A 13,197-nucleotide genomic window follows, 5' to 3' on the forward strand; every position below is an offset into this window, starting at 1 on the left:
GTGAATTTGGTGAATTAGCCACCAAATGCAGCAAATTTCAATGCCCAAAGTACAGCAATAATCCAGACCATATATGGAACAGTTTTCGCCTTACCTGTGAATAGTTTGATCAATGCATAGCTGATAAAACCCATCGCAATACCGTCTGCAATTGAGTACGCAAAAGGCATAAACACAATGGTCAAAAAGGCAGGAACCGCTTCAGTAATGTCATCCCATTCAATATGGACGATACCCTGAATCATCAACACACCTACAAACAACAAGGCCGGAGCTGTCGCGAAACCTGGCACAGATTGCGCAAGCGGTGCTAAAAACAGGCATAACAGGAACATCACGCCAACCACAACAGCGGTTAAGCCTGTACGGCCACCCGCCGCAACACCTGCAGATGATTCAATATAAGGTGTTGTTGAAGATGTACCCAAAGCTGCGCCTGCAACAATTGCAGTTGAATCTGCAAAAAGTGCTTTTTTCAAACGCGGTAATTTACCATCTTTCAATAAGCCTGCACGATGTGATACACCGACCAATGTGCCTGTTGAGTCAAACAGATCAACCAGGAAGAATACAAAAATCACGCCCACTAAGCTTGCAGTGAACAGCCCTTCAAAATCCATTTGCATGAATGTCGGTGCAATAGAAGGAATCTCACCAACCACGCCCTGGAACTGGTTATAGCCCAATGCTGTAGAAATGGCAGTAATCACCAAAATACTGATAATAATCGCGCCACGCACCTTAAACTGGTGCATCACCACAACCATTAAGAAACCAAGCAAGGCCAGAAGTACTGAAGGTTGTTTTAAATCGCCCAAGCCCACCAAGGTTGCTGGATTATCGACAATAATGCCGGCATTTTTTAAAGCAACCAGTGCGAGGAACATACCAATACCGCCACCAATCGCCAGTTTTAATGACATTGGAATTGCGTTGACAATGGCTTCACGAATTTTAAACATGCTGATCGCAATAAAGATCAAACCTGAAACAAATACCGCAGCCAATGCAGTTTGCCAAGGCACACCCATTCCCATACATACCGAATAGGTAAAGTAAGCATTCAGGCCCATACCCGGCGCGAGTGCAATTGGATAATTTGCAACAAGTCCCATCACCAGACAACCGATTGCGGCTGCGAGACAGGTTGCGACAAACACAGCTCCATGATCCATGCCTGTTTCGGACAAAATCATTGGATTGACAATAATGATGTAACACATGGTTAAGAAAGTGGTTACACCTGCAAGAACTTCGGTGCGAAAACTGGTTTTGTTTTCGCTTAACTTAAATAAGCGTTCAAGCATATTCTCTGAAGATGGATTAGGAGTCGTCATGACTTTACCCCGGTAAGTAAACTTTATGCCGTCAGCACGCTATAAAATTAATGATCCGCTAGGTCGAATCACCATTAATTTTATAGATGTCTAAGCAATGGATATGCCAACTTTTATATTTAAAAACAAGTAGATTGAACAATTTATCAGTGCAGCTAAAACGACCAGATGACAAAAATTGTAAAACAAAAAAGCTGCATAAATGTTATGCAGCTCTACTTCATTTAAATAAATCATATACTTATAAAATAAATATAATGATTCAATTATGGTCGTGGCAAATTATAGCACAATGATTTTTTATTGTTTCTAAAATTTATTATTCAATAAAATTCAATAGCATATCTATATTTTTTAATTTACCAATCCCGGTTTAGCGACTAAAGTTCACTTGATTTTGCAATTAAGTGAACTGAAGAACGAATTGCAACGACTTCATCGAGTTTCTTATAAATAAAATTATGAGGAGATGGCTCAATAATATTGAGTGACTGAGAGCTTTCATGAATTAACTGATTCACCTCTCTCTTTTTTTTCATTTCTGCATCTTGGTAAACCCAATAGCCCAGCACTAGCACGGCAAAAATGATGCTTAGAATTAATAATCTTTTCATAACAAAATTTTATCATTCAGGTAACTTTTTATTATATTAACAAACAATCACAATAAAACGTGATGTATTTCACACTTTTCAAAATATTTTTTGTATTTAAATATAACTATCTCATCATTATAAAGATTATTTTTTCAGCTTTAAAAAATCCCGATCAGTTTCGGGATTTTCCATTATCTACAAAACAACTTTAAGCTGCCTGCTGCTCATCCCGCTTAAATACCAGCTCGCCTTTAAGTGAACTTTCCGCATCAAAATAATAACCATCAATATTAAATGATTTTAAATCTTCAGCCCGATTGAGCTGGTTTTCAATAATATAGCGTGCCATCAAACCCCGTGCTTTTTTTGCATAGAAACTAATGACTTTGTATTTGCCATTTTTTTGATCCAAGAATACAGGCTTAATAATTTCAGCTTTAACTTTAGGCTCAATGACAGATTTATAATATTCATCCGATGCAATATTCACCAATAATTCTGAATTGGCATTTTCCAGATCTTCATTGATTAAGCCGGTAATACGATCGCCCCAGAATTGGTATAAGTTATGACCACGTGGATTGTTCAATTTTGTGCCCATTTCTAGACGGTACGGCATCATCAAGTCTAAAGGACGCAACAAACCATAAAGCCCAGATAACATACGTAAATGATCTTGTGCAAATTCAATATGTTGATCATTCAGATCATAGGCATTTAAGCCGGTATACACATCTCCTTTAAAGGCAAACAAAGCCTGACGTGCATTAGAGAAATTGAACTCGGACTGCCAGTCATTGAAACGCGCAACATTCAATTTGGCAATTTTTTCACTTACACTCATTAAGTTGGATAGATCTGCAGCAGACAATTTACGACTTACGTCTATAAGTTCTTGTGAATGTTCCAGCAGTCTTGGTAAGGTATGTGCATCAGTTGGTAGTGCAGATTCATAATCTAAAGTCTTGGCAGGAGAAATTAAGGCGAGCATGAATAACCTGATCAAAAAATAATTAAACAAACTATAACAGTAGACTTATTTTATTTCCAATTTGTGTTTTTACTGAACATTATCGGTAAAATACCTCATTCTCCTGTTATTCATCGGTTGTAATATGTCCGAGCAAATTTTCATTCAAGGTCCTATGGGTCAACTTGAAATTTTTGTTGATTATCCACAGGGTGAAGTGAAAGGATTCGCGGTTGTATGCCACCCCCATCCCTTGCAAGGCGGTAATCCGCAGCATAAGGTACCTACACTTTTGGCTCAAATGTTTCTTGAGCGTGGTTGTATTGTTTATCGTCCGAGTTTTCGTGGCTCAGGTCAAAGCGATGGCTTGCATGACGAAGGCTATGGTGAAACGGATGACATTTTAGAAGCCATTAAACAAATTCGCAGTAAACATATTAGCCTGCCTTTTTATGCAGGTGGTTTTAGTTTTGGCGCCCATGTGATGGCAAAAAGCTATAATGTACTACCTGATGAAATTAAGCCTAAACAATTGATTTTATGTGGCTTACCTACTGCAACTGTGGCAGGCTTGCGGCATTATGTTACCCCTGCCATTAAAGGTGATATTCTGTTTATCCATGGTGAAGCCGATGAAGTCACTTTATTATCTGACTTAATCGAATGGGCTAGACCACAACGTCACCTGTTAACGATATTACCGGGTGCAAACCATTTCTTTACTGGATATTTAAAGCAATTGCGTGTTGCAATCTCTCGCTTTTTAGTTGCTTAACCGGCATAGAAAATGGATCAAAAGGCCGTCATCAGACGGTCTTTTTTTAATTTAATTTTTCCAGTAAAAATAGCTGTATTGAAATCGCTTTTTATTATTTTTACCAAGCGTGCAAATCCAAAAAGTGACCCATTAAAAATTGAGATGAAAAAAATGCGACTTATAAAAGCCGCATTGATACTTATATTTTAAGATTAGCCTGTCGTCCATTTAAACTCGCTAAAAGATTCATCTTCTTTTAAAGTGTTCTCAACCGCTTGAGCCAATTGATTTAATAGACTTTGTTCGGTAATACGATCTAGCCAATCCTGCTCTTCATCTGGATAGGAGGTAATCTCGCAAACTAAATGCCCTTCTTCATCATGACTCTGGCAAGTAACAGATAAAGGTAAAGACTGATTGTCTACACTTACAGCAACCTGATCACCACTTTGCGACAAGGTCTGAAAACCGTATTGACCCAATTCTTTAGACAAAAGATCTGCCACATATTCCTGAGTTACATGACAATCTTTCGGTTGCTGCGACACATGATCATGCTTTTCACAGTTTGCAGTAAATTGTAATTTTCTCATCGGTGCATCCAAACGCATTTTTCTTGTATGGTTTTAGCATAAGCAATAAAAACAAAACAGCCAAGCAAAAGCTTGGCTGTTGTATAAAAAATACACAATATTAGACTAATTACTCACTCACTTGAATCGCTAAACCGGCTTGATTTGCAAGTTCAGTAAATGTCGGAAAACTGGTGGCCACAGTTTCTGTACCGATAATTTTGATTTCGCCTGAAGTACGTAAGCCCGCCATAGAAAAACTCATCGCAATACGATGGTCATGATGCGATTCAATTTCACCACCATTGAAAATTGCAGACCAGTCACCTGATTTACCTTTACCTTCAATAATGATGCCATCGTCGGTTGGTGTGCAGTCAATGCCCATGGTTTTTAGGCCATCTGCCATGACTTGGATACGATCCGATTCTTTCACACGAAGTTCGGCAGCACCGGTCAAAATGGTTTGACCTTCTGCACATGCAGCCGCGATAAATAATGCCGGGAATTCATCAATCGCCAATGGCACCTGATCTTCCGGCATATGAATGCCTTTTAAAGTACGTGTACCGCGAATTCGAATGTCTGCAATTGGTTCACCACCAGCAATACGTTCATTTTCAACAGTCAGGTCCGCACCCATCTGTTTCAAAATTTCAATCACACCGGTACGGGTCGGATTAATGCCGACCGCTTCAAGAGTTACATCTGAATTTTCAGTGATCGCTGCACCGACCATAAAGAATGCTGCCGATGAAATATCAGATGGCACCTGAATTTCAGTAGCTACAAGTTTTCCACCACCTTGCAGTGAAATACGGTTGCCTTCAGTTTTCACCTCATAACCAAAAGCACGCAACATACGTTCGGTATGGTCACGGGTAGGTTCTGGTTCGGTTACCGAAGTTTCACCCTTTGCCCAAAGACCTGCCAACAAAATTCCTGATTTTACTTGAGCAGATGCCATAGGTAAGTCGTAGTGAATGCCTTTTAGTTGCTGATTACCTGTGATGGATACTGGCGGTGTACCGCGTTCACCTGTAGTTTGAATCTGTGCACCCATTTCACGTAAAGGCTTGGCAATACGTTCCATTGGACGTTTAGACAATGAGGCATCACCAGTCATTACTGAATCAAATTTCTGTGCACACAACATACCGGAAAGCAAACGCATAGAGGTACCCGAGTTACCCATGTATAAGGCACTTAAAGGCTCTTTTAAGCCATTAATACCAACACCATGAATGGTTACTTCGCCATTTTCAGGACCTTCAATGCTGACACCCATAGCACGGAACGCTTGAAGGGTTGCCAATGCATCTTCACCTTCCAAGAAACCAGTCACATGCGTTGTACCTTCGGCAATCGCACCAAACATGATAGAGCGATGTGACACAGATTTGTCACCTGGCACGGTAAATTTACCCTGGAATTTTTTAGCGCCAGGCAAAATGGTAAATTGTTGTGTCACTTTATTTTTCTCCATCAAGGTTTTTTTAGAAAGCATGTGATTGAAATGCTGACGAGCCGCTTGAGCATGTTCAAGCAATCCCATCAATGCTTTGGAATCTTCATCTTCAATGAGTTTGCGAATTTGAGCCAGTTGCTGTTCAAAGCCATCAACCGCATTCAAAATTGCTTTTTTATTGGCAAAAAAAATGTCATGCCACATCTGCGGATCACTGGCCGCAATACGCGAAAAATCACGAAAACCGCCGGCAGCATAACGGAAAATATCCAAGTTATCTTCACGGTTCGCCAGTTGCTCGACCAAATTAAATGCCATTAAATGCGGAAGATGACTGGTATGGGCCAGCACTTCATCGTGCTTGTCGACATCCATACAAATCACTTCCGCTTTTGCGGCTTGCCACAGTTGAACCAGTTTATTCACGGCCCAGTCGCTACTCGTAGGAAGCGGAGTCAAAATTACTTTATGATGGGCAAATAAATCGACCTTACCTGCGTGTACCCCAGTATGTTCTGCGCCTGCAATCGGATGACCCGGCACAAAGCCTGCCGGCAAGTTTTCACCATAGACTGCTTTTGCAGCATCCACCACATTGCCTTTGGTACTGCCTACATCAGTAATAATGGTTTTTTCTGACAGATAAGGTTTGATGGTTTCCAGCACTTTTTGCGTTGCACGAACAGGCAAAGCCAAAACCACCAGATCGGCACCTTTGACTGCATCGACAGGATTGCTATAGCCTTCCTGAATCAGTCCAAGTGCTTTTGCATCATCCAGCGTTTTTTGCGAGCGCGTTGATGCAACAATTTGCTTCGCCAATTTTTCAGCAATGATGACACGAGCCAGACTTGAGCCAATCAGCCCAAGTCCAATGAATGCAACTTTTTCAAACAGTGGCTGAGACATGGCTTAAGCTTTTTCCTCTACAGCGCTGCTGGTCAAATTCAGAACTTTGGCCAGTGCTGTCAAGAACTTCGCATTTTCAGCTTCAGTCCCAATCGATACGCGAAGATGATTTGTAATGCCGACAGGACGTACAATCACGCCTTCTTTCAACAAGGCATTGAACGTCTGCGCAGGATCAGCCTGTACATCCACCAAAATGAAGTTGGCACGTGAAGGTACATAATCCAGACCCAGCGCCGCAAAACCTTGTTCAAGCTGCTTCATGCCCGCTTTATTCACCACACGTGATTGCTCAATAAAGTCTTCATCTTTCAATGCTGCGACAGCAGCCACCATTGCAAGATGATTCACGTTAAACGGTTGACGAATACGGTTTAAATAATCAGTCACTTCTGCCGATGCCAAAGCAAAACCGACACGCAATGCAGCCAGACCATAACATTTAGACAAGGTACGACTGACAATGATGTTTGGATATTGTTCCAAGAATTTTAAGCTATTGAAGTTTTCCGGAAAATATTCCACATAAGCTTCATCCAGAACCACAATCACATTGGCCGGTACTTTTTGCATGAAGGCTTCAAATTCAGCTTCTTCAAACCAGGTTCCGGTTGGATTATTTGGATTGGCAATAAAGACCAGTTTGGTATTGGCTTGAATTGCTGCTGCCATGGCATCTAGGTCATGGGCAAAACCTTTTGCCGGTACTTCTATTGCTTTTGCATTAATCGCTTGAGTCACCAAGGCATATACCGCAAATGCATGCTGGCTATATACCACAGAATCGCTTGAAGACACGAATGCACGGGCAAACATTTCCAGCAAGTCGTTTGAACCATTACCCAAAGTAATCCGGTCAGCAGTCACGCCAAATTGTGCCTGAATCTGGTCTTTTAAGATAAAACCGCCACCGTCCGGATATCGTCCGATTTCTGCCAGTTCAGCCGCTACAGCTTGCTTGACCTTATCAGAACAACCCAAAGGATTTTCATTTGAGGCCAATTTAACGATATCAGTAATCCCTAACTCGCGCTCAAGTTCACTAATGGGTTTACCTGGTTGATAAGGCTTTAACTTTGAGATGCCTTCATTGGCAGGTACAAACGACATGTTACTCTTCCAGTTATTTCAAGTGATAAATGTGGCCAACTTCAATGTAAAAATTGACCATCGCTTTGATGGATAAGATTTACAATACTGCAATCGGGTAAGAACCCAAGACTCGAACTTCTTTCACCAAAGGACGAATTTCTTCAATTGCCGCTTTGACATTTTCTTGATCGACATGGCCTTCCAGGTCAATAAAGAACACATAAGCCCATTTTTCAGGCAAAGCCGGACGGGTTTCAATACTGGTTAGACTAATGTTGTGTTTTGCAAAAGGTGCAAGAATTTCCAGCAATGCGCCGGCACGGTCATGTGCAGAAATCAATAATGAAGTTTTGTCATTACCACTTGGCGGCACTTTTTCACGGCCAATTACCAAGAAACGTGTGGTATTTTCCGGATTATCTTCGATGTTGCCATGTAGAATTTCCAGGTCATAAATGCTTGCAGCCACTTCAGATGCAATAGCTGCTGAATGCCATTCATTGCGAATACGGCGCGCCGCTTCGGCATTTGAACTTAAGGCAACACGTTCAACACCCGGATAATGTGCATCTAACCAGCCACGGCATTGCGCTAATGTTTGCTGATGTGCATAAATCTGTTTAATGCTGTCTTTACGGGTATTGGATGAAACAAGAAACTGGTGATGAATACGCAGTTCCACTTCACCAATCACGTTTAAATGCGAGGCTTTAAAACAGTCTAAAGTATGGTTCACCACACCTTCAGATGAGTTTTCAACCGGCACTAAACCATAATGTGCACTGCCCGCTTCGACTTCACGGAATACTTCATCAATGGTTGGCAGTGGACGGACAATGGCATCTTGTCCGAAATGTTTGAGGACTGCTGAATGAGTAAACGTTCCAACAGGACCCAAAAATGCAATACTTTGCGGAGCTTCAAGCGCCAAGCATGCTGACATGATTTCGCGGAATAAACGCGCCATGGTCACATCAGATAAGGGCCCTTCATTACGCTGCATAACATTACGTAAAACTTGTGCTTCACGTTCAGGACGGTAAAACAACGGATTCTCTTCAGAAGCAAATTTTGCTTTTGCCACTGCTTCTGCCAATTTCGCTCGACGATTGATAAGTTGTTGAATCTGCTGATCTACAGAGTCAATATCCTCACGAATTTTAGCCAGATCAAGAGAAGTCGTGGTGTTTTGATCGTCGTGGATCATTGTTATGTCGCCCTTCGAAAACATTATGCAAACAGTATAACAATAGTTAGCTTTCAAATGTTACGCAATAAGACTTTGATTGATTCAGTCTTAAAAACATACAGTTGATTTAATCAGTAATTTTATTGCTGAGGTTTTTGCCATGAATATTTAAAATTGATGACTTTTTGCCAATTTGCTCAAAATTTCGCAGCAAGCGTAGATTTTTAAATACACAACAGTCATGCCGATTTCATGGCATTTAATTAAATTAATTTATCGGCATTTGCAAATAAAGTCAGATTTTAAAACTCTTAATGATGATTATTTTTCTCTAGTTTTTTTCAGTTTCCATCTTACTGATTGGCAGACTTGATCATTGCGCAAAATACCTGTTTACTCGATGTTAAAAGACCAATGTCAGGACTGACATAAATAATCAAAACAAAGTTTAAATAAATTTAAGGATAATCGATGAGTCATTATGCACAGCGCCCATGGGAAAAACATCTACCAAGCTCCTTACACGGCTATCAACTTCAACCCGAGCAAGTTCGAGCTAATCTGGCAGAATTACTCACCCATACCACAGCGCAATTCCCCCAATCCCCCGCATTCAGTGTGGTATTACCGGTTGGCTTAAGCAAGACTTTAACTTTTCAGGAAATTGATGATCTCTCGACTGCATTTGCCAATTATTTGCAACATCATCTTCAGCTTCAAAAAGGTGATGTGGTCGGTTTGCAAATGCCGAATTCCCTGCAATACCCGATTGCAGTATTTGCCTGCTGGAAAGTCGGGCTGATCATTAGCAACATCAATCCGCTGTATACTCCACGTGAGCTTGAATACCAATTGACAGACAGTGGTGCAAAAGCGCTGATTGTTTCGGAGCTGTTTTTAGCGACCTTTGAACGGGTCATGCAAAATAATCCTCAACTTAAATCGCTTGCCTTAGTCACAGCCAGTTTAAGTGAATTCTTTGATGAACCGTATAGCGGCATGATTGCACAAAAGATGCAGGCAGATGCCGAAGCGCAAGGTCGCTCACTCAAGCCCAGTATTGAATATTCCACTTTCGCCGATGCTATAGCCATTGGCAAAAATCTGGAACAATACCTCCCGATTCAACATGATATTGCCCTATATCAATATACAGGTGGAACCACTGGACGCAGTAAAGGCGCGGTAATTAGCCATCAAAATGTAGCATCACTGATCAAAATCACCGGTGATTATTTACGCGCGCATCAGTCTGGATTTAATCATCAGGACTGCATTTTAACCGCGATTCCGCTGTACCATATTTTTGCTTTTAGTGTGAATTTCCTTATGTTCTTTGAAGGGGGATCTCATAACCTGTTGATTCCATCGCCACGACCAGTCAGCAATTTAAAGCCCGCTTTTGAGAAATTTAATGTCACCTGGCTAACCGGTGTTGATACTTTATATGCAGGACTTTTGGCAGAAGACTGGTTTGTACAGCATCCACCGAAACTGACCTGTGCCATTTCCGGTGGCACAGCTTTGCGCCCGGTTACAGCCGAAAACTGGAAAGCCAAAGTCGGTACAATTATTGAAGGTTTTGGCATGACTGAAACCAGTTGTGCAGCACTGCTGCATCCACCGATCAGTGAAATTCGCCAAGGCTCTGTCGGTTTCCCACTCCCCGGCTCAGACATTAAAATTATCAATACAGAAGGCCAGGAAGTTCCTTTGGGCGAGGCGGGTGAACTTTGCGTTAAAGGTCCACAAATTGTCTTAGGCTATTTAAACCGTCCAGCCGAGACAGCAGAAACTTTTGTTGACGGCTGGTTACATACAGGTGATATCGCCAAAGTGGATCAAGATGGCTTTTGTTATATTCTAGACCGCAAGAAAGACATGGTGATTGTTTCAGGTTTTAATGTTTATCCCAATGAAATTGAAGCTATTTTGGCAGAACATCCGGATGTCATTGAGGCTGCAGTGATAGGCATACCCGATGAAAAAACGGGAGAATCCGTCAAAGCCTTTATTACCTCCAGTAACCCAAACCTTTCAAGCGATCACATTTTAAAACACTGCGAAGAAAACCTGACTGCCTATAAAGTCCCAAAATTCATTGAGATATTGAACGAGTTACCAAAGTCAACCGTCGGAAAAATCCTGCGTGCCGAGCTTCGACAAATGCAACAACAGCAAAATATTGCCTAGACTCAACTCATTACAGCACTTACATTAAGCCCTGAAGCCCTATTTTCGGGGCTTTTTCATTTGCAATAGCTATTTACCAAAACACATCACAAAAGTGTAATGTTTCCTCTATAGTCTTTTAACAAAGCAATTCAGAGAATAATAATGTCAAAAAGAATCGCCGTTTTAGTGACTCATGATTTTGAAGATACCGAATACTCAGAACCGGTACAAGCCTTTCGTGCCGCACGCCATAGTGTTTTGAATATTGAAAATAGAGCAGGCAATATTGTCTACGGTCATAAGCGCAAATCTGCGGTGACCATTGACCAAAGCATAGATGATGTTTCGGTACATGATTTCGATGCCTTGCTCATTCCCGGTGGCCATTCCCCTAACCACCTGTGTGCCGATGACCGTTTTATCCATTTTATACGTAACTTTGCCCATGCGAAAAAACCCATAATGAGTATTTGTCACAATCCACAACTGCTGATTACCGCAAAAGTGGTTCAAGGCAGGTTAATGACAACCATTAAAAGCTTCGCCACCGATCTGATCAATGCTGGCGCCGTGTATTACGATGTAGGCGTGGTGAATGACAATAATCTATATATCTCTTCACGTTCGCCTGACGATTTACCTGCCTTTATTGAAGAAAGTCTGATGGTATTAAGTCAATAAAAAAGAGCCAGATGGCTCTCTTTTATTGTATGGATTAGCGCCCCAATATACTGCGCGCAACAATCTCTTTCATAATTTCATTGGTCCCGCCGTAAATACGCTGAATACGGGCATCAACGAAGAACCGTGAAATTGGATATTCACTCATATAACCATAACCCCCAAAAAGTTGTAACAGGTTATCGGCAATTTTCATTTGCATATCTGTACTGAAACTTTTTAATGCTGCCGCTGTTTCTACATCGAGTTTACCCTGCATGTAGAGTTCGACATTCTGGTTATAAAATGCTGCTGTTGCCAATTCATCAATTTTTGCCTGTGCAAGTACAAAACGGGTATTTTGAAATTGACTGATCGGCTGACCAAAGGCTTGACGCTCTTTCACATAAGCAACCGTGACATCAATTGAACCACGAATCGCGCCAATGGCTGTTGAGGCAATTGCGGTACGTTCACGTGGTAATTCTTGCATTAAGTAAGCAAAACCTTGTCCTGCCTGACCCAGTAATTGATCCTTTGGAACTTTAATGTTATCAAAGAATAATTCGGAAGTATCTTGTGAATGCAAACCAATTTTATTGAGGTTTGTGCCCTTTTTAAATCCGTCTAAATGGGTATCCAAAAGCATCAAAGACACGCCTTTTGCACGTGCTTGAGGATCAGTTTTTACGGCCAATACCACCAAGTCCGCATGTTGACCATTTGAAATAAAGGTTTTTGAGCCATTTAAAATGTAGTGATCACCCTGCAAAACGGCATTGGTACGCATGGCTTGCAAGTCTGAACCTGCTCCGGGTTCAGTCATACCAATGGCACCGACCACCTCACCCGATACCATTTTCGGTAGCCAGTATTGTTTTTGCTCTTCAGTCCCAATGTGTAAAATATACGGCGCTGCAATTTCAGAATGGCATGAAATACCGGTGGATAATGCACTAAATCCGGCACGTGCAGACTCTTCAACCAGCATCAGTGAATAATGGGTCGGAACGCCATAACCCCCATATTCTTCAGGTACATCGACACACAAGAAACCATTTTCGCCCATCAAATTCCAGATAGAACGAGGCATAATGCCTTGCTGCTCCCATTGTTCATAATGCGGTGCAACATGCTCATTCATAAAGCGTTTGTAGTTATCGCGAAATAGTTCTAAATCAGCGTCATAAGCCAACATATAGCGTCCTTGTATTGGGTTGTTGTATTTATTTCTTCCCCATCCTATTCATTTTATAAACATCTGTCATGTTCTCTAGCGGTGTTATTTCATGACTTTTGGGTCAATAAAAAAGGAAGCCGAAGCCACTGCTGTCCCACAATTTTTACAAGAGGAAGCTCATTTAAGCTTCTCTTGTTTGATGGGGACTTTATCGGGTGAAAATAACGCTTTTAAGGTTTTTATTTCAAATAAATTCACTTGAATTATTCTGAGTAAGCGCTGAACTGTCCAG

General features: G+C 41.3%; 11 protein-coding genes and 1 pseudogene. 3 read left to right on the forward strand and 9 right to left on the reverse strand.

The genetic code is table 11. The features are described from left to right. Nucleotides 1–14: 14 nt before the first annotated feature. The 3 genes from E0H81_RS12435 to yaaA form a co-directional block, all read right to left on the reverse strand. Entirely contained in the window at nt 15–1,337 is a 1,323-nt protein-coding gene (locus tag E0H81_RS12435) for an NCS2 family permease (protein ID WP_131267427.1), read from the reverse strand. A 380-nt stretch (nt 1,338–1,717) separates the two neighbouring features. Next, the gene (locus tag E0H81_RS12440) at nt 1,718–1,951 is read right to left on the reverse strand and encodes a hypothetical protein (protein WP_131319301.1); all 234 of its coding nucleotides are present in this window, start codon (nt 1,949–1,951) and stop codon (nt 1,718–1,720) included. A 190-nt stretch (nt 1,952–2,141) separates the two neighbouring features. Continuing rightward, the gene (gene yaaA, locus E0H81_RS12445) at nt 2,142–2,924 is read right to left on the reverse strand and encodes a peroxide stress protein YaaA (protein WP_131319303.1); all 783 of its coding nucleotides are present in this window, start codon (nt 2,922–2,924) and stop codon (nt 2,142–2,144) included. Nucleotides 2,925–3,048: 124 nt separating this feature from the next. Here yaaA and E0H81_RS12450 point away from each other — a divergent pair, with 124 nt between their 5' ends. Next, a complete protein-coding gene (locus E0H81_RS12450) occupies nt 3,049–3,678 on the forward strand; it encodes an alpha/beta hydrolase (protein WP_131319305.1) in 630 nt (209 codons plus the stop codon). Between the two features lie 194 nt (nt 3,679–3,872). On the opposite strand, the gene E0H81_RS12455 is transcribed toward E0H81_RS12450, so the two are convergent. The 4 genes from E0H81_RS12455 to pheA form a co-directional block, all read right to left on the reverse strand. Beyond that, nucleotides 3,873–4,253: a hypothetical protein gene (locus E0H81_RS12455; protein ID WP_131319307.1), complete on the reverse strand. Its 381-nt coding sequence runs from the start codon at nt 4,251–4,253 to the stop codon at nt 3,873–3,875. Between the two features lie 109 nt (nt 4,254–4,362). Further along, on the reverse strand, nt 4,363–6,609 hold the full coding sequence (locus E0H81_RS12460; RefSeq protein WP_131319309.1) for a bifunctional prephenate dehydrogenase/3-phosphoshikimate 1-carboxyvinyltransferase: 2,247 nt from the start codon (nt 6,607–6,609) through the stop codon (nt 4,363–4,365). Nucleotides 6,610–6,612: 3 nt separating this feature from the next. Next, a complete protein-coding gene (gene hisC, locus E0H81_RS12465) occupies nt 6,613–7,719 on the reverse strand; it encodes a histidinol-phosphate transaminase (protein ID WP_131319311.1) in 1,107 nt (368 codons plus the stop codon). A 79-nt stretch (nt 7,720–7,798) separates the two neighbouring features. After that, complete coding sequence (pheA, locus tag E0H81_RS12470; RefSeq protein WP_131215868.1) at nt 7,799–8,908, reverse strand: prephenate dehydratase; 1,110 nt, start codon at nt 8,906–8,908, stop codon at nt 7,799–7,801. A gap of 453 nt (nt 8,909–9,361) precedes the next feature. Here pheA and E0H81_RS12475 point away from each other — a divergent pair, with 453 nt between their 5' ends. Further along, nucleotides 9,362–11,083 (forward strand): long-chain-fatty-acid--CoA ligase, encoded by a 1,722-nt coding sequence (locus E0H81_RS12475; RefSeq protein WP_131319313.1) that lies wholly within the window; start codon nt 9,362–9,364, stop codon nt 11,081–11,083. 144 nt (nt 11,084–11,227) lie between these two features. Next, nucleotides 11,228–11,746, forward strand: coding sequence for a type 1 glutamine amidotransferase domain-containing protein (locus E0H81_RS12480; protein ID WP_131319315.1), 519 nt, complete (start codon nt 11,228–11,230; stop codon nt 11,744–11,746). A 34-nt stretch (nt 11,747–11,780) separates the two neighbouring features. Here E0H81_RS12480 and E0H81_RS12485 read toward each other — a convergent pair whose 3' ends face one another. Then, complete coding sequence (locus E0H81_RS12485) at nt 11,781–12,923, reverse strand: acyl-CoA dehydrogenase family protein (RefSeq protein ID WP_131319317.1); 1,143 nt, start codon at nt 12,921–12,923, stop codon at nt 11,781–11,783. 145 nt (nt 12,924–13,068) lie between these two features. Further along, nucleotides 13,069–13,197 (reverse strand): annotated as a pseudogene (locus E0H81_RS16430) (IS4 family transposase); the annotation flags it as partial.

It is taken from the genome of Acinetobacter terrestris (assembly GCF_004331155.1).
GTDB lineage: Bacteria > Pseudomonadota > Gammaproteobacteria > Pseudomonadales > Moraxellaceae > Acinetobacter > Acinetobacter terrestris.

Bases quoted from the DNA above. Each gene is read 5' to 3' on its own strand.
- E0H81_RS12435 (WP_131267427.1), bottom strand. From the start codon at position 1,337: ATGACGACTCCTAATCCATCTTCAGAGAATATGCTTGAACGCTTATTT.
- E0H81_RS12440 (WP_131319301.1), bottom strand. From the start codon at position 1,951: ATGAAAAGATTATTAATTCTAAGCATCATTTTTGCCGTGCTAGTGCTG.
- yaaA (WP_131319303.1), bottom strand. From the start codon at position 2,924: ATGCTCGCCTTAATTTCTCCTGCCAAGACTTTAGATTATGAATCTGCA.
- E0H81_RS12450 (WP_131319305.1), top strand. From the start codon at position 3,049: ATGTCCGAGCAAATTTTCATTCAAGGTCCTATGGGTCAACTTGAAATT.
- E0H81_RS12455 (WP_131319307.1), bottom strand. From the start codon at position 4,253: ATGAGAAAATTACAATTTACTGCAAACTGTGAAAAGCATGATCATGTG.
- E0H81_RS12460 (WP_131319309.1), bottom strand. From the start codon at position 6,609: ATGTCTCAGCCACTGTTTGAAAAAGTTGCATTCATTGGACTTGGGCTG.
- hisC (WP_131319311.1), bottom strand. From the start codon at position 7,719: ATGTCGTTTGTACCTGCCAATGAAGGCATCTCAAAGTTAAAGCCTTAT.
- pheA (WP_131215868.1), bottom strand. From the start codon at position 8,908: ATGATCCACGACGATCAAAACACCACGACTTCTCTTGATCTGGCTAAA.
- E0H81_RS12475 (WP_131319313.1), top strand. From the start codon at position 9,362: ATGAGTCATTATGCACAGCGCCCATGGGAAAAACATCTACCAAGCTCC.
- E0H81_RS12480 (WP_131319315.1), top strand. From the start codon at position 11,228: ATGTCAAAAAGAATCGCCGTTTTAGTGACTCATGATTTTGAAGATACC.
- E0H81_RS12485 (WP_131319317.1), bottom strand. From the start codon at position 12,923: ATGTTGGCTTATGACGCTGATTTAGAACTATTTCGCGATAACTACAAA.